Below are 15,522 nucleotides of genomic sequence, written 5' to 3' on the forward strand. Positions count from 1 at the left end.
GATCCGTTCGTATGAAATTTTCGTTTAGGCTTGGCGTACTGGTATCATCGTTTTTTTTGTCGCTGTTCTGGTCGCTAAACTTACTGTTGTTTCTGTATACGCTTCTGGTTTATTACCTGCTTTACGAAGCCCCGACCGGTCACTGGATGGCCAGTGTCCTGATGATTTCGTTGCCGGTGGCGTGGGGATTCAACCTGATTTATATTGTTTTCTGGCTGCTGGTGAAACCCTGGCGGGCGCTCATGCCGGTTGTAACGATGCTGATCGGCATTCCGTTCTGGCGTCGCACCTTTACGTATAGCCGTCCGGAACTAAATAGCGAAAAACGTCCGACGCTGCAGGTGATGAGTTATAACGTGATGGGGTTTAATAAATACGATCTCGTGGATACCCAGCGCCCCGACGATGCCAATCACATGATTGAATGGGTGCTGAACGAGCCATCGGACGTGAAGTGTTTCCAGGAATTTTACAACGAAAACCGGTCCGTGGTGTTTAGAACCATCCGCCGGCTCGAACGGGCCGGCTATCCGTATTACGCCGTTCTGCGTTCGCCGGAGCGGGATGGACCGGGCACCTTCTTCGGGGTAGCCTTGTTTTCGCGGTATCCGATTGTGAAACGCGGAGACGAAGTTTTCGACAATTTTAACGGGCTGGTTTGGGCGGACGTCAAAGTCGGTACGGATACGTTGCGGGTGGTCAGCGTACACCTGCAGTCGATGGGCATCCGGGTGGGCGGTATGCTGAAAGAGCAAGAAAGCAAGCAAGTGAAAGAACAAACCCAGGGCATTTTGCGGCAACTTCGACAGGGTTTCACGCTGCGCCGGAATCAGATTGCCCGCGTGGAAGAATTTTACCGCAACAGTCCGTATCCGATCATTATTTGCGGGGATTTTAACGACACCCCCTACAGTTATACGTACGGAAAACTACGCCGGGTGCTGCGGAATGCGTTCGAAGATGCCGGACGCGGTTTTGGGTTCAGTTACAACAAAGAACCCGGTTTTCTCCGCATCGACAACCAGTTTTACAACGCCCGGTTTCTGCAACCCCTCAATTTTGTGACGTACCAGGACGTCAAGTTCTCCGACCATTACCCGATCATGGCGCAGTACGCCATCAAACCGCGCGAAATCAGCAAAGACCGGAGGCCCCGAACGCACATTGAATTTGATTTCTAAATCACTAGCCCCGGCAGCGGTTCATTACTACCTACGGATGCGCATCGACCCAGACCTGGCCGTCCTCGAAAATCTCTTTCTTCCAGATCGGAACCTGTTGTTTGAGGGTGTCAATAATGTAGCGACAGGCGTCGAAGGCGTCGGCGCGGTGGGGGGTGGCTACGGCAATCAAAACCGCAATATCGCCAAGGGACAGATTGCCTTTACGGTGAATGAGAGCATACTTTCGAACATCCCACCGCTGGCAGGCCTGGTCGGCAATTTCCTGCATTTTGGCTAACGCCATCCGGTCGTAAGCTTCGTATTCCAGGCGCTCCACGGGGCGGTTTTGCGTGTTGTCGCGTACCGTTCCGAAGAAAAACGTAATCGCTCCGGCGGCCTCCGTCGAAACGTGCCGGTAAGCCGCATTCATATCAATGGGATCTGTCGTAATCGAAACCATAGAGAAGTTAAAAATTAAGAGTTAAAAATTAAAAGTAAAGATCCCCGAGCCATTCAATGGGTCTTATATTATTCACTTTTAATTTTTAACTGATCTTAGCCTCCGCTGACGGGCGGAATGAGGGCAATTTCGTCGTTGGGATGCAGGGGCTGGCTGGCTTCGGCGTATTCGCCGTTGACCGCAACCAGCAGCGAACGCAACCCGTTCAGAGCGGGATATTGCGTTTTCAGCTGGGTCAATAGTTCATTCACCTGGCCAGACGGCGGCAAATCAAGCGTAAGGGCCGATGCGCCGACAATCTCGCGGGTAATGCCAAAAAGCTGAACGGAAACTCGGTTGCTCATGCTCAAAGATACGGATTTAATGATTAAAATAGTCTGGATAGTCTGGATGCTGGATAGTCTGGATGCTGGATACAGGATGTGGATATTGAATAGTAGATAATGGAAGCTGTAGATCTGGCTATCCTGTTCCAGCCATCCAGTATCCAAACTATCCAACATCCAGCATCCAGTATCCAGACTATCCAGCATCTAATCATCTAGAATTGTAGTTTTTGCAAAATAAGTTTGATATTTGACGCCCGGCTTGGGTACCGGATTTTCCGGTTGGAAGTCGGTTTGATAAACCTGGTACCTTCTCATTCTTCATTATGAAAAAAATCATTCTCTCCGCCGTCCTGCTGGGCCTGCTGGTCGGCTGCAATAACACCAACAACAAAGCAGATTCCTCAACCATGTCGGATAGTACAGCAACAGCAGCCGCGGATTCAGCCAGCGGACTGCCCGAACGGTCGCGTTTTCAGAAAGACGTCGACGGTAAGAAAAATGATCTTTATGTTTTGACCAACGCCAACGGAATGACGGTCGCCGTTACGAATTATGGCGGGCGAATTGTCAGCATTCTGGTGCCCGACAAAACCGGAAAACTGGTGGATGTGAACCTGGGCCACGGCAGCATCGATGACTACCTGGCGAATGAGTCCTTCTTCGGAACGCTGGTGGGGCGCTACGGCAACCGGATTGGCAAAGGACAGTTCACCCTTGAGGGCAAAACGTACAAACTGGCGACCAACAACGGCCCCAACTCGCTGCATGGCGGCAAAAAGGGCTTTAACGCCAAAATGTGGGACGCTACTCCGGTTGGGAATAATGTGCTGAAACTGCACTATGTTTCGCCGGATGGTGAAGAAAATTATCCGGGTACGCTGAACGTTGACGTGACCTACACCCTGACCGACGATAACGGCATCCGGATTGAGTACCAGGCGACTACCGATAAGGCAACCGTTGTCAACCTGACCAACCACGCCTATTTCAACCTGAACGGCGAAGGCTCGGGCTCGGTGGCCGATCACCTGATTCAGATCAAGGCCGACCGGTACACGCCGGTCGATGCGACGCTGATTCCGACGGGCGAACTGGCTCCGGTGGACGGGACGCCGTTTGACCTGCGCAACCCGGTGGCCATCGGTGAGCGGCAGGATGCCGACCATCCGCAAATCAAGAACGGGGGTGGTTTTGACCATAATTTTGTCCTGAACGGCGGCCAAACTGCTGAACCGCGCGTCGTGGCAACGGTGACTTCGCCCCAAACCGGTATTTCGATGGATGTGCTCACCACTGAACCCGGCGTGCAGTTTTACGGCGGGAACTTCCTGAACGGCCAGCGCATCGGCAAAGCGGGTAAACCGTACGAAAAGCGTAACGCGTTCTGTCTGGAAACCCAGCATTACCCCGATTCGCCCAACCAGCCGAAGTTCCCGACCACGGTGCTGAAACCGGGTGAAACCTACAAAACGACGACGGAATACCGGTTTTCGGTGAAATGATTACTTGTTGTTACACAGGGCTTATCACAGATGCCTCTGATAAACTCTGTGTAACAACCCCTAAGTCGCCTTTGCGAAATTTCTGTATTTATTTTCTTCTACTTGATTATGAACAAAACCCAATCCGTACGAATGATTGCGTTGGCGGTTTTGCTGGGTGCATTCTCCTTCATGGCTAGTGCCCAGCAGTGGACCCCCAAAAAGGCAAACGACTGGTATAAAACCCAACCCTGGCTGGTAGGCAGTAATTTTCTACCCGCCAGCGCCATCAACCAGTTGGAAATGTGGCAGGCCGAGAGCTTCGATCCGAAACGCATCGACACCGAATTGGGCTATGCCGAGAGCCTGGGCATGAATACGATGCGGGTTTTTCTGCACGACATGGTGTGGCGGCAGGACGCGAAGGGATTCAAAAAACGCATCGATCAGTTTCTGGCCCTTTGTGCCAAACACAAAATCCGGCCCATGCTGGTGCTGTTTGACTCGTGCTGGGACCCGCAGCCGAAGCTGGGCAAACAACACGCGCCGGTTTTAGGACGGCATAATTCGGGTTGGGTCCAGGGCCCCGGCGCTGCGATTCTGAGCGATAAAACCAAGTGGGAGAGTCTGCGGAGTTATGTCAAGGATATTGTGGGAACCTACCGCAATGACAAACGGATTCTGGCCTGGGACATCGTCAACGAGCCCGATAACGAAAATGCCAATAGCTACGGCAAAAACGGCAAGATAAAAACCGAATTGCCGAACAAGGCCCAGCTCGGTGTCGAACTGGTCAAAGCCGGTTTTGGGTGGGCGCGCGAAGCCAAACCGACGCAGCCGATTACGGCGGGCCCCTGGAAAGGCGATTGGTCGTCGCTGGAAAAAATGGATGACATGAACCGGTTTCTGGTGCAGAACTCCGATGTGATTACGTTTCATAACTACGGCCCGCCCGAAGAATTCAAGAAACGCGTTGCCGAACTGAAGAAATTCGGTCGGCCGGTGATCTGTACAGAATACATGGCGCGTCCGGCCGGCAGCACGTTCCAGGGGTCGTTGCCGATCGCCAAAGCCGAAAAAGTGGGAATGATCAACTGGGGATTTGTGTCCGGTAAGTCGAACACCATTTATCCCTGGGATTCGTGGCAGAAACAGTATACCGCCGAACCGCCCGTCTGGTTCCACGATATTTTCCGGGAAAACGGCCAGCCCTATATTCCGGCCGAAACCGCCTTCATCAAAAAAATGACGGGCAAATAGACGAAAAACAGAAGGGAGGAAAGGACAAAAGGGGCATCGTGCCTTACAACACGGCTTCCTTTATCCTCTCCTCCCTTTTTCCTTGCTTCGGTTTAATTATCCTGCATCTTCTCACCGGCTTTTTCTATTTTTTTGCCGGTTTTACGTTTGGCTTCGCGGGCCTTCTGCTTCGTTTCTTTCGTGGTTTCCCGGATTTCATCACCGGCATTGTCAGCGGCTTTATCTATTTTCCGGCCCGCTTTTCTGGCTTTTTGTTTCGCTTCCTGCGTGGTTTCGCGGGTTTCATCAGCAACGTTATCGGCGGTTTTGTTAACGGCCTGACCGGCATGATGGGCACTTTCTTTCACTTCCTCTTTCACCGTCTGCGCCTTGACTGTCAAACTGAATACAGCCAGGAGCGCACCTATCCACAATTTTTTCATGACCTTGGTTGGTATAGTTTGATCTCCGTATTACAACCAGTGAAAACGGGTAAATGTTGGATAAAAAAGAAAAAGATCCTCTTCAGTGGGGATCTTTTTCGGAAATGGATCGCTAAACCGCCGGTTATTGCAGGCTGGCGAAGAACGTAAACGTACGCGTCAGATACTCCAGCACGGCCGTGCTGTGGTCTTTCCCTTCGAGTTTATTCAGGGTTACGTTTGTGGCCCCCCGTTTTTGCATGGCGTCGTAGGCATCCTGCGTGTTGAAATAAAATACCAGGTTGTCAGCCGTGCCAGCAAACAGGTACGTCGGCGTTTTGGGCTTCCAGTCGTAGACATCATTGTCTTTCACCGCGTTCAGAAAACCGGTTTCCGTGCCGTCGTTCACGGCTTTCTTAAAACTGTCGGTGAATATATCGCTGATACTCACGTTGATATTAACGTTTCGGCCGTTCTGGGTAACCTGCGTGGCATACGGTTCTTTCAGGTAGTAATTCATCGGTTTGTTCAGCTTGTACAGCTCATTGTAGGTGAGCAGCGTCCACAAATACAGCCGGTTGTAGCTCGCAATGCCGTGCGTTTTTTCGTTGATGATGTATTTCATGAACGCCGATTTGTGGTAGGCGCCCGATCCCATGCTGGACGCAACCAGGTTGAATTCGGTAGGGAATTCTTCTTCGATTTTCTTTTGCAGAGCCATCGTAGCAAAACCGCCTTCCGAATAACCGGTCAGCAGCAGCCGTTCATCCCACTTGATCGAATTCTTTTTGACGAATTCCCTGGCCGCCCGAATCATGTCGAGCGAAGCCGTAGCCAGCCCTTCGCGGTGCTCGTAGGTGTGCGGAATCGCTTTCGATTCGCCGTAGCCGATGTAATCCGGACATACCAGAATATAACCGATTGAGGCAAAAAACGCGCCCCCAAACGCGGCATCGCTGTTCGGACCAAAATAAGAGGGTGCGTCCGCGTCGCTCGAAATGGTGCCGTGCTGCTGGCTGATCATCGGCACGGCTTTTCCTTGTGTCGTCGGCACAAGGACAGCACCGGAGGCTTTCGTAGCCGTGCCATCGGGTAGTTTGGTGTTGTAGACCAGTTTATACACCTTGACGTCATATTGCAGGAACGCCGTCACCAGCGTCTGAAACTGAGCCGGAAACTGCTGCGCAATCTGAGCCGCCAGCTGGTTTTTGGTTAGCGACTGAATTTCGGAACTACTAACTAAATAAACATCTTCCTCGGGGTCCGGATCGGTGCCGCCGGTTTTGCAACCGGATAGAAAAACCGTGACGGAGAACAGGAGCGAAAGCAAAAACTCCTTGCGGGTAATGGTCATGCGAATGCTGCGGGAAAGAACGTGGAAACCGGATAAAAACAGGCGTTTTTTAGAGAAAACGCCTGTTTTTTTAACAACGTTGCCAGGGGCTTAGTTCGTGTCGGCTAGAGCCGTTCTTCAAATAATTTCAAGATGCGTTTGTATTCATCCATCCAACTGGTGGGTTCAACAAAGGCGTGATCTTCAACCGGATACGAAGCAACTTCCCAGTTTTCTTTGCGCAGTTCGATCAACCGCTGCGTCAGCCGCACCACATCCTGGTAGTGCACATTCACATCGACCATACCATGACAGATCAGCAGGTGCCCTTTCAGGCCGTTGGCGAAGTAAATCGGCGAACTGCGCTGGTAGGCCAGCGTATCGGCATACGGTTCGTTGAGGATATTGGCCGTGTAACCGTGGTTGTAAGCGGCCCAGTCGGTAACGGGGCGCAGGGCCGCACCAGCCGCGAAGACATCGGGCGTGGTGAACATGGCCATGAGCGTGATAAAACCGCCGTACGAACCGCCGTACAAACCGATCCGCTTTGCATCGATGCCCTGCGTTTTGACCAGCCACTGGGCCGCATCGATGTTGTCGGTTAAATCCTTGCCACCCATGTGCCGGTAGATCCCCGTCCGCCAGTCCCGACCGTAGCCGGCGCTGGCCCGGTAGTCGATGTCCAGTACCGTATAGCCTTTGTCGGCCAGCAGGTTATGAAACATATATTCCCGGAAATACTGGCTCCACCATTTGTGGGCATTTTGCAGATAGCCCGCGCCGTGGACGAACAAAACCGCCTTGCCGTTGGGGTTGGCCGGTTTATAAAGACGCCCGTAAATGGTTTGTCCGTCGCGGGCCGGAATGGTGACCAGAGCCGGATCCCGCCAGGGATACGCCTGAAATTCGGGGGTTAATGAGTGGGTCAGTTGAACCGGGGGCGGGGCTGTTTTTCCGCGCCTCTTATGCGTTGTTACCTGGTCATTCGGGGCCGCCCGGAGGTTGAGTAAAAACAATTCCCACGGTTTGTTGCTGTAGGAATACCGAATCGCCAGTTTCGTTTCGTCGGGCGAAAGCGTCACGTCGTTGGCCCCGGTCATCGTCGTGAGTTTGATGCGCTCCCCGCCGGTGACGGCCATCCGGTAAAAATGCTGTTCGCCGGGATGAACTTCGTTGGTGGTCAGATAAAAGAATTTTTTATCGTTCGATAATTGCACCTGCTGCACTTCAAATTTACCCTTTGTCAACTGGGTTTTAGCACCGGTTTCCACATTGACCGTGTACAGGTGGGAATACCCGTCGGCTTCGGAAAGGAAATAAAACGTCCGCTGGTCCGCCAGAAAACCGGACGAATTCGCCGAAGCGCCCAAACTGCTCACCCAGGCTTCGTCGCGCTGGCGATCCAGGAGTTTCAACTGGCGCGTGACCGGGTCGAGACGCATGATCCAGCGGTCTTTGTTGTCGAACGCGCGAATAATAACCACCGCGTACTGGCCGTTTTCCGACCAGATCGGGCCGTTGAGGGTTACGTTCCGCTCTGTCGGTTTTTTCGGTTTGGGGGCCGAATCGGCAACCGGTTCGGCGACCGATGGCCCGCGCCGGTTGCTGCTGTCGGGAACCGGTACCGGCGTCGTGATCGTCCGGGCGTAATCGGGCAGATCCATGATGCCCGGAATCGATTTGGTCGAAACCGCCTGAATGGTATCCCGTTGAATATCATAGACGTAAAACTCCGAACTGGAGAAAGGGGCGCCCACTTTCGTTCGGGCGGTGAGGTCTTCGGTAAAACCGGATTCGGTCACGTAGCTGGGCACAATGGCGGTTTTGGCCCCCTGCGCAGCCTTGACCAGCGAAAACGTGACAAACCGCCCATCCGGACTCAAATGCGGATTCTGAACCGTCCGGCCGTCGGTATAAAACTGCTTCGGCCGTTTCGGCTGACCGGTTTTGCTGATTTTTTCGCCTTCGTCTTTCTTCGCTTTCCGTTCCCGCAACACCTCGAACAACGCCAGCTGGTCGCGTTTCAGCCAGGTTTCCTGCTCGCTGGGTTTCGAAGGTGCTTTTTTCGTACCCGTGTCGAGGTTGGTAACCTGCGTCAGTTCGCCGGTTCCCAGGTGAAGGGTGAACAGGTTATTCGACCGGGTGAAAACCACCTTCTGCTCGTCGCCACTGAAAACCGGGTTGCTTTCGCGTTCCACCGTATTGGTGAGCTGGCGCGGGGCCGATACGCCATTTTTACCCGGTTTGCAATCGAGCAGAAACAGGTCGCCCTCTTTTTCGTACAGTTTCAGCGTGTGTGTACGGTTATAGATGCCGCCCGTTGCCGGGGGGAGTGTGTATCGTTCCGTTGGGCCGACTTTCAGGGGTTTTTGATCACCGGATACGGTGATTTTGTAGAGCGAATCGCCTTTGGCTTTGGTTGGATTCCAGTTGAAGTAGATCGTTTTCGAATCCTCCGACCAGAAAATACCCGATGGCGCCGTCCCGATCCAGACTTTGGGGTCCTGCATTATTTTTTCAACCGTGAGCTGGGTGGGGGGAGGGGTTTGGGCAGATACATTGATGATCAGCAGGCAACCCAGGCCGGTAATTAATTGTTTCATTGATGAAAGTGGGACTTTAACGCTTTTAGGCTATGAAATTAGCGAGAAAATGGGAAAAGGATTAGATTTGGTCAAAAACAAGTACAGCTGCGCGGCTTTGCAACAGCCCGGTCGTATTTTTGAGGCATTATGAAGTATGTTCTGCACGCGTATGATTACACCGACGATCAGGCAATGGACCGCCGTCTGGCAGTTCGCCCGGCCCATTTCGACGGTGCCCGCCAACTGAAAGCCGCCAACCATTTTATTCTCGGTGGCGCCCTGCTCGATCCCGACGGCAAAATGATTGGCTCGATGATGCTTCTGGATTTTGATTCGGAAGAGCAGTTGAACACTTGGCTACAGAACGAAGTATATGTAACGGGAAAGGTCTGGGAACGGATTGACATCAAACCGTTCCGGCAGGCCGAGATTTGAAAAAGGCTTACGGTTTTCGGGCATCGGCGGATTCGTATTGAGCGCGTCAGCACCGTAAACCGTAAACCGGATACTAAAAAAACGAATGATTCAGGCAGCAATATTTGATATGGACGGCCTGCTGGTCGATTCCGAACCGTACTGGCGGGAAGTAGAGATTGAAGTGTTTCGGACGGTGGGGCTGGAAATGGACGATGAAATGTGCAAACGGACGACCGGTTTGCCCACCGACGCCGTGGTGCGGTACTGGTATGAACGGCATCCGTGGCACAACCGGAGCCTGGAAGAAGTAGACGCCGAAATCATTCAGGGAGCCTACGACCGGATTGGCCGGCACGCGGGGCCGATGCCGGGCGTTCCGGCTATTCTGGAGTTATTCCGGCAACAGAACATTCCAATGGCTATCGCATCGGCCTCGCCCATGCACCTGATCGAAGCGGTCATCGACCGGCTGGACATTCGGTCGTATTTCTCCATCTGGCATTCGGCGACGCTGGAAAAACGCAACAAACCGCATCCGGATGTTTATCTGGGAACCGCCCGCAAATTGGGCGTCGATCCGCGCCACTGCCTCGCCTTTGAAGACTCCGGCAACGGATTAAAGTCGGCCCACGCGGCCGAAATGCTGGCGGTAGCGGTTCCGGCGGATTACGAATTCAACGACCCGAAGTTTGACATTGCCACGCTCAAAATACCGTCGCTGGCCGCGTTTCAACGGGAGCAGTTGGCGGAGCTACAAAACCAGTTATCGTTTGCGATCCGCTGAACTAAACTCGCTATGCCTATCCGACTTTATCAACTTGACGCTTTTACCGACCAGCTTTTTGGCGGAAATCCAGCCGCGGTCTGTCCGTTGACGGACTGGTTGCCCGACGAAACCATGCAGGCGATTGCGGCAGAAAATAACCTGGCCGAGACGGCGTTTTACGTGCCGGTCGATCAGGAAAACGGCCTGTATCACATCCGCTGGTTTACGCCCACCGTGGAGGTCGATTTATGCGGTCATGCCACGCTGGCAACGGCTTATGTGGTGTTTTTCCTGGAAAAAACCGGGGAAGGCGAATCGATTTCGTTCGATTCCCGAAGCGGTTTGTTGCGGGTTCGGCGCGAAGCCGACTGGCTAACGCTGGATTTTCCGGTCGATCATACCCACCTGGCGATTCAACCCCCGGCCCTCGAAACGAGCCTGGGTGGGGTAAAACCGGTGGAAGTGCTGAAAGGAAAAACCGACTATCTGATTGTTTTCGAGGAAGAACAGCACGTACGGGAGCTGAAGCCGGATTTCCGGGAACTGGCGACGATTCCGGCGCGGGGCATTATTGTAACCGCTCCCGGCAGTCCCGGGGAGGGTGCCGTTGATTTTGTCTCCCGGTTTTTTGGGCCGCAGTCGGGTATTGACGAAGACCCGGTGACGGGTTCGGCGCATACCACCCTGATTCCTTACTGGGCGGAAAAACTGGGCAAAACGGAACTGACCGCGCGGCAGGTTTCCAAACGGGGCGGTTTTCTGCGCTGCAAATTAGTGGACGATCGGGTAGAAATTGGCGGTCAGGTGAAGCTGTACCTGGTTGGGGAACTTGAATTTTAACGGCCCCGCGAATGGAAGGTCGTGAACCCGGTTTCTTGAACCGGATTGCTTTTTCATAACCATTTTCAGGCACTTGGAGGAAAATCAGTCTATCAGGAGCTAAACAATATTTGTACTTATTCTAAATAAGCAATACCTTTATGGTGCCATGTTGAAAGCGCCATGAACGAAGTACTTGAAAAAACCACTGAATTCTCCTTTTTTGCCGATTCTCCGAAGGATTTTGGGACCAACCCGTTTTTCGGGGAGATGGAATGCGTCTTCAAAAAGTGCTGCAAGAAGTGGAAAAAGAAAGGGAAGCATTGCAAAAAATGCCCCGATAAATAAGCCTTCTCTTTAAAAGCCGGTTTATTTTTTGACCATTCGATAAGTTGCCGAACGGGATTTCTGCCAATTTTGCGGAATGCAAATCCGTTACGAATGTTTTGTTGGTCTTCCGCCGGAGTCGCTGCTTCAGGGTCTGATTCAAGTACACCAGCGGGTTTTTTCCGGCCAGACGTCCGAAGAACTGCGCCAGGAGTTTGAGGAAGTCAGCAACCGGAACCTGTTCACGATTCTTGCCCTCGACGACCAGACAGTGGTGGGTTACAAGATGGGCTACCCGCGCAAACCGGGCCATTTCTACAGCTGGCTGGGGGCCGTCAGCCCGGATTACCGGCGGCAGGGCATTGCGGGCGAGCTGATGCGCCAGCAGCATAACTGGTGCCGAGCCAACGGGTTTCATACCGTCCGGACCCACACCCGCAACCAGTGGCGCGACATGTTAATTCTGAATCTGCGGCACGGTTTTGATATCATTGGCACCATCGCCAACTCCAATCGCCCTACAACACTGATTCTGGAAAAGCAACTGGATTCGGAACAGCCGTAAACCGCTGGCCGGGAACCGGAACGGGATCAGATTTGTAATCTTGCCGATGCACTTGTACATCCATATTCCGTTTTGTAAACAGGCCTGTCATTACTGCGATTTTCATTTCAGTACCAGCCTGCAACAAAAAACCGCTCTGGTCAACGCCCTGTGCCGGGAAATTGAACGTCAAAACGATTACCTGCCCACCCGTCACCTGGAAACCGTTTATTTCGGGGGCGGTACCCCTTCGTTGCTCAGCGAAGGCGAACTGGATCAGATTTTTGAAACGATTCACCGGCAGTATACCCTGGCGCCGGGTGCCGAAATTACGCTCGAGGCCAATCCGGACGATTTGGTTGGCTCTCCTGCCGACCGGCTGCACCCGCTGCGGTTTTTGCGGAAATATGTCAATCGCTTAAGCATTGGTATTCAGTCGTTTCACGAGCCCAATCTGCGGCTGATGAACCGGGCGCATTCGGCAACGGAAGCCGAACAGTGTGTGCGGCTGGCGCAGGAGGCTGGGTTCGAAAACCTGACGATTGACCTGATTTACGGGGTGCCGGCCGAAACGCACGCCATCTGGCAGGCGGATCTGACGAAAGCCGTGGCGCTTCAGGTACCGCATATTTCGGCGTATTGCCTGACCATCGAACCCGGTACGGTTTTTGGAAACTGGCAGAAAAAAGGCCGTTTGCAGGCCGCCGATGATGATTTTGCCGCCGAACAATTTACGAGCCTGGTGCAGACGCTCCGGGCGAACGGCTACGCGCAGTACGAAATCTCCAATTTTGCCCGACCGGGTTGGGAAGCCCGTCACAACAGCAGTTACTGGAAACAACGGCCCTACCTGGGCATCGGGCCGAGCGCCCATTCGTTCGACGGCAAAAACCGCCAGTATAACATCGCCCACAATACCCACTACATCCGCGCCATCGAAAACGGGGAACTACCCGCCACCGTGGAGGAACTGTCGCGGGCCGACCGGGTGAATGACTATTTGCTGACGGGCCTGCGCACCCACTGGGGCTGCGATTTGCGGGAGCTGACGGCGCTGGCCGGAACCGATTTTGAAGTCCTTCGCCACGCCGAACTGCAACAATTGTATCAGCTGGGTTGGCTTTCGAACAAAAACCGGGTATTGCTGCTCACCGAAGCGGGCAAACTTTTCGCCGACCGCGTGGCCGCTGACCTTTTTATACTGGAGAATTAACCATCTATCGTTAAGACGAGTAAAAATCGTTCTATTTTACTTTGTAAATAAAAGTACTTTTATTTATTTGGTATACTTTTTAAATGTCCAATCGCGATGACCATGGAAACGAAAACATTTAGCGTTGTTACGGCCCTATCGATGGGATTAACCCTGACGGTAGCGGTCCTCAGCATAATTGGTATTGCAATCACGGGTCTTTATCCGGGGATTTTTGTGTTATCGGTTGTGGCTCTCATTCCAGTTTTTTCGAAGGTTTATGCTAAAAAAATGGTTAGCCGGTCCACGGGTTTTCAGCGAAACTATTACGCAACGTTCACAATTATCAATTTGCTGTTAATCCTGGTTGTGTTATGGATGACCTTTGTCATTGTGCATGACCGTGTTCTGCAGGACTGTTGTTAATTTTTTCCGGGCGGCACTCTGTCTCGGGACAGTGCTGCCTCAACTGCCTGGACCGGCCCAAGGCCTGGGGTGAATACGGATGATCCGCCGAGTCTAGGGTCAGACTGTCTGCTAAACGTTAAGAAGAAAGAGTTGAGTGAGCTATAGAATAATTCTTATACTCGTAACTCATCACTCTTAACTATTTTTGCGTTTAATGAATACTCCTCGTCCGGTTAATCGTTTGCGCTCGTCTACTTCTCCGTCGATTCCTCCCCGTTCGGGTCGATCCCCGCACGTAGGTCCATCCATCCGCCAGCGTCCGTGGCTGGAATGGGTGGTGCGGCTGGTTACCAAACTGGTTTTGCTGTCGTTTCTGATTTCGTTAGGGTGGGTGATTCTGCTGAAATACCTGCCGGTTTCGGTGACGCCCCTGATGATTTCACGGAAGCTGGAAGCCATTGGGGAGAATCAGAATAGCCAGCTTTATAAGGACTGGACGCCCTACGAAGACATTTCAAAAGAAGCCGCACTGGCGGTGGTGGCATCGGAAGATCAGGCTTTCCCCAAACACTGGGGCTTTGATTTTGACGAAATTCAGGACGCCCTCAAGGAAAACCAACGCCGGAAACGCCCGCGTGGTGCCAGCACGATTTCCCAGCAGGTAGCCAAAAACGTTTTTCTCTGGAACGGACGGAGTTACCTGCGCAAAGGGCTGGAGGTGTACTTTACGTTTCTCATCGAACTGATCTGGGGCAAAGAACGCATTCTGGAAGTGTATCTGAACGTGGCTGAAACCGGGCCGCTAACGTTTGGAGTCGAAGCGGCATCCCGGCGGTATTACGGCCATTCGTCCCGAACCCTCACGCGCACCGAAGCCGCCCGGATTGCGGCCGTATTACCCAATCCGCGTTTATTTTCCATCAAAAAACCGTCGGCCTATACCCAGAAGCGTACCCGCCAGATCAGCCAGCAGATGCGTTACCTGGGCGGGCAGCGTTATCTGGAAAATTTGTAGTTTCGTGGAAATAATAGTAGTTTTAATTTCGAATACTGTCGAAGTAAGCCACTGATAATCTGTACTCTTACTTACGTTTACGTAAGTGGATTATAGGACATACTCGGGTGATTTTATTCCTTTTATTCGGCGAAATACGAACTTATTTTAACCGGCTAAACCATTTTCCTGTAAGGGTGTAGTCCGTAACTTGAACTGATTATCACAGCAATGGCACGGTCGGCCAGATACCTGAATTCACCCTCTTTACAGCGCAAACTCTCCGTCTTTATTGTGGATGACGACGAGGATGACCGCCAGTTTATTCTCCGGGCTTTCCAGAATATTGGCGCCAAATACCAGGTTGTTCAGTTTGAAGACGGGGATCAACTCATGAAAAGCCTGCTCGAAAATGACGATGCCGGTGAAAAAGTGGCGCAGTGCGCGCTGATTATTCTGGATGTTAATATGCACCGCATGAGCGGAACGGAAGTGCTGGAAGCGATCAAAACCAACCCCGCTTTGAAACACATTCCAACCGTCATGTTATCGACTTCCATTGAAGAGGATCTGGTGCAGAAAGCGTATAGCCTGGGTGCCAATGGGTATCTGCAGAAACCCAATTTGATGGACGATTATAACCATCTGGTGATCAGCATGCAGGCCTGTTTTCTGGAAGTTCCCAGTGTGCGCTGGGCGAACTTGCTGTAACTTATTCCAACTCGGTCGTCGGGTCCCACAGGACCTGCGTAAACTGCTGGACGCGATCGTCTTTGACCGCCACTCCTTCGGTCGCCAACAGCTCCTGCATGGCCGTCGGACTTCCGAAAAAATGTTTGCCGGACAACACACCCAGGCGGTTGACAACACGGTGGGCCGGAACATCGCGACCGTGGGCGGCATTCATGGCCCAGCCTACCATGCGGGCACCCGCGCGCAAACCCAGGTAACGGGCAATGGCCCCGTAGGTGGTCACCCGCCCCGGCGGAATCAGCCGGACCACTTCGTAAACATCTTCAAAATAATCACGCTGCTCCATCGAA

General features: G+C 52.7%; 16 protein-coding genes. 10 read left to right on the forward strand and 6 right to left on the reverse strand.

From position 1 onward, the window contains the following. Nucleotides 1-11: 11 nt before the first annotated feature. On the forward strand, nt 12-1,181 hold the full coding sequence (locus ACFPMF_RS16990; RefSeq protein WP_379847420.1) for an endonuclease/exonuclease/phosphatase family protein: 1,170 nt from the start codon (nt 12-14) through the stop codon (nt 1,179-1,181). Between the two features lie 31 nt (nt 1,182-1,212). On the opposite strand, the gene ACFPMF_RS16995 is transcribed toward ACFPMF_RS16990, so the two are convergent. Beyond that, nucleotides 1,213-1,623, reverse strand: a complete 411-nt coding sequence (locus tag ACFPMF_RS16995; protein ID WP_379847423.1) for a molybdenum cofactor biosynthesis protein MoaE — start codon at nt 1,621-1,623, stop codon at nt 1,213-1,215. Nucleotides 1,624-1,718: 95 nt separating this feature from the next. Beyond that, a complete protein-coding gene (locus tag ACFPMF_RS17000) occupies nt 1,719-1,967 on the reverse strand; it encodes a MoaD/ThiS family protein (protein ID WP_379847425.1) in 249 nt (82 codons plus the stop codon). 308 nt (nt 1,968-2,275) lie between these two features. Here ACFPMF_RS17000 and ACFPMF_RS17005 point away from each other — a divergent pair, with 308 nt between their 5' ends. Further along, a complete protein-coding gene (locus ACFPMF_RS17005; protein WP_379847427.1) occupies nt 2,276-3,454 on the forward strand; it encodes an aldose epimerase family protein in 1,179 nt (392 codons plus the stop codon). Between the two features lie 108 nt (nt 3,455-3,562). Continuing rightward, nucleotides 3,563-4,693, forward strand: coding sequence for an endo-1,4-beta-xylanase (locus ACFPMF_RS17010; RefSeq protein WP_379847430.1), 1,131 nt, complete (start codon nt 3,563-3,565; stop codon nt 4,691-4,693). Nucleotides 4,694-4,785: 92 nt separating this feature from the next. Here the strand turns inward: ACFPMF_RS17010 and ACFPMF_RS17015 are convergent, their stop codons facing one another. From ACFPMF_RS17015 to ACFPMF_RS17025, 3 genes are all read right to left on the reverse strand, one after another. Continuing rightward, nucleotides 4,786-5,115: a hypothetical protein gene (locus ACFPMF_RS17015; RefSeq protein WP_379847433.1), complete on the reverse strand. Its 330-nt coding sequence runs from the start codon at nt 5,113-5,115 to the stop codon at nt 4,786-4,788. A gap of 124 nt (nt 5,116-5,239) precedes the next feature. Continuing rightward, nucleotides 5,240-6,448, reverse strand: a complete 1,209-nt coding sequence (locus ACFPMF_RS17020) for an alpha/beta hydrolase family protein (protein ID WP_379847435.1) — start codon at nt 6,446-6,448, stop codon at nt 5,240-5,242. A 104-nt stretch (nt 6,449-6,552) separates the two neighbouring features. Then, nucleotides 6,553-9,030, reverse strand: a complete 2,478-nt coding sequence (locus tag ACFPMF_RS17025; protein ID WP_379847438.1) for a S9 family peptidase — start codon at nt 9,028-9,030, stop codon at nt 6,553-6,555. 129 nt (nt 9,031-9,159) lie between these two features. On the opposite strand from ACFPMF_RS17025, the gene ACFPMF_RS17030 reads away from it, so the two are divergent. The 7 genes from ACFPMF_RS17030 to ACFPMF_RS17060 all read left to right on the forward strand — a co-directional run bounded on the left by ACFPMF_RS17030 (nt 9,160) and on the right by ACFPMF_RS17060 (nt 15,190). Then, nucleotides 9,160-9,447, forward strand: coding sequence for a YciI family protein (locus ACFPMF_RS17030; RefSeq protein ID WP_379847440.1), 288 nt, complete (start codon nt 9,160-9,162; stop codon nt 9,445-9,447). Between the two features lie 85 nt (nt 9,448-9,532). Then, entirely contained in the window at nt 9,533-10,213 is a 681-nt protein-coding gene (gene hxpB / locus ACFPMF_RS17035) for a hexitol phosphatase HxpB (RefSeq protein ID WP_379847442.1), read from the forward strand. A 12-nt stretch (nt 10,214-10,225) separates the two neighbouring features. Further along, nucleotides 10,226-11,035, forward strand: a complete 810-nt coding sequence (locus ACFPMF_RS17040) for a PhzF family phenazine biosynthesis protein (RefSeq protein WP_379847445.1) — start codon at nt 10,226-10,228, stop codon at nt 11,033-11,035. A gap of 403 nt (nt 11,036-11,438) precedes the next feature. Beyond that, a complete protein-coding gene (locus ACFPMF_RS17045; protein ID WP_379847447.1) occupies nt 11,439-11,906 on the forward strand; it encodes a GNAT family N-acetyltransferase in 468 nt (155 codons plus the stop codon). 46 nt (nt 11,907-11,952) lie between these two features. Next, a complete protein-coding gene (gene hemW / locus ACFPMF_RS17050) occupies nt 11,953-13,098 on the forward strand; it encodes a radical SAM family heme chaperone HemW (protein WP_379847450.1) in 1,146 nt (381 codons plus the stop codon). A gap of 601 nt (nt 13,099-13,699) precedes the next feature. Further along, nucleotides 13,700-14,500, forward strand: a complete 801-nt coding sequence (gene mtgA, locus ACFPMF_RS17055; protein WP_379847452.1) for a monofunctional biosynthetic peptidoglycan transglycosylase — start codon at nt 13,700-13,702, stop codon at nt 14,498-14,500. Between the two features lie 210 nt (nt 14,501-14,710). Continuing rightward, entirely contained in the window at nt 14,711-15,190 is a 480-nt protein-coding gene (locus tag ACFPMF_RS17060) for a response regulator (RefSeq protein WP_379847455.1), read from the forward strand. Nucleotide 15,191: 1 nt separating this feature from the next. On the opposite strand, the gene ACFPMF_RS17065 is transcribed toward ACFPMF_RS17060, so the two are convergent. Next, nucleotides 15,192-15,518 carry an MGMT family protein gene (locus ACFPMF_RS17065; protein WP_379847457.1) on the reverse strand — a complete coding sequence of 109 codons (327 nt, stop codon included), beginning with the start codon at nt 15,516-15,518 and terminating at the stop codon, nt 15,192-15,194. Between the last annotated feature and the right edge of the window lie 4 nt (nt 15,519-15,522).

Origin of the sequence: Larkinella bovis (genome assembly GCF_042655385.1) — a bacterium.
Taxonomy (GTDB): Bacteria; Bacteroidota; Bacteroidia; order Cytophagales; family Spirosomataceae; genus Larkinella; species Larkinella bovis.

Excerpts from the sequence above, each read along its gene's own strand:
- ACFPMF_RS17030 (WP_379847440.1), top strand. The coding sequence starts at position 9,160 with ATGAAGTATGTTCTGCACGCGTATGATTACACCGACGATCAGGCAATG.
- ACFPMF_RS17020 (WP_379847435.1), bottom strand. The coding sequence starts at position 6,448 with ATGACCATTACCCGCAAGGAGTTTTTGCTTTCGCTCCTGTTCTCCGTC.
- hemW (WP_379847450.1), top strand. The coding sequence starts at position 11,953 with ATGCACTTGTACATCCATATTCCGTTTTGTAAACAGGCCTGTCATTAC.
- ACFPMF_RS17010 (WP_379847430.1), top strand. The coding sequence starts at position 3,563 with ATGAACAAAACCCAATCCGTACGAATGATTGCGTTGGCGGTTTTGCTG.
- mtgA (WP_379847452.1), top strand. The coding sequence starts at position 13,700 with ATGAATACTCCTCGTCCGGTTAATCGTTTGCGCTCGTCTACTTCTCCG.
- hxpB (WP_379847442.1), top strand. The coding sequence starts at position 9,533 with ATGATTCAGGCAGCAATATTTGATATGGACGGCCTGCTGGTCGATTCC.
- ACFPMF_RS17045 (WP_379847447.1), top strand. The coding sequence starts at position 11,439 with ATGCAAATCCGTTACGAATGTTTTGTTGGTCTTCCGCCGGAGTCGCTG.
- ACFPMF_RS17040 (WP_379847445.1), top strand. The coding sequence starts at position 10,226 with ATGCCTATCCGACTTTATCAACTTGACGCTTTTACCGACCAGCTTTTT.
- ACFPMF_RS17065 (WP_379847457.1), bottom strand. The coding sequence starts at position 15,518 with ATGGAGCAGCGTGATTATTTTGAAGATGTTTACGAAGTGGTCCGGCTG.
- ACFPMF_RS17025 (WP_379847438.1), bottom strand. The coding sequence starts at position 9,030 with ATGAAACAATTAATTACCGGCCTGGGTTGCCTGCTGATCATCAATGTA.
- ACFPMF_RS17005 (WP_379847427.1), top strand. The coding sequence starts at position 2,276 with ATGAAAAAAATCATTCTCTCCGCCGTCCTGCTGGGCCTGCTGGTCGGC.
- ACFPMF_RS17000 (WP_379847425.1), bottom strand. The coding sequence starts at position 1,967 with ATGAGCAACCGAGTTTCCGTTCAGCTTTTTGGCATTACCCGCGAGATT.
- ACFPMF_RS17015 (WP_379847433.1), bottom strand. The coding sequence starts at position 5,115 with ATGAAAAAATTGTGGATAGGTGCGCTCCTGGCTGTATTCAGTTTGACA.
- ACFPMF_RS16995 (WP_379847423.1), bottom strand. The coding sequence starts at position 1,623 with ATGGTTTCGATTACGACAGATCCCATTGATATGAATGCGGCTTACCGG.
- ACFPMF_RS17060 (WP_379847455.1), top strand. The coding sequence starts at position 14,711 with ATGGCACGGTCGGCCAGATACCTGAATTCACCCTCTTTACAGCGCAAA.
- ACFPMF_RS16990 (WP_379847420.1), top strand. The coding sequence starts at position 12 with ATGAAATTTTCGTTTAGGCTTGGCGTACTGGTATCATCGTTTTTTTTG.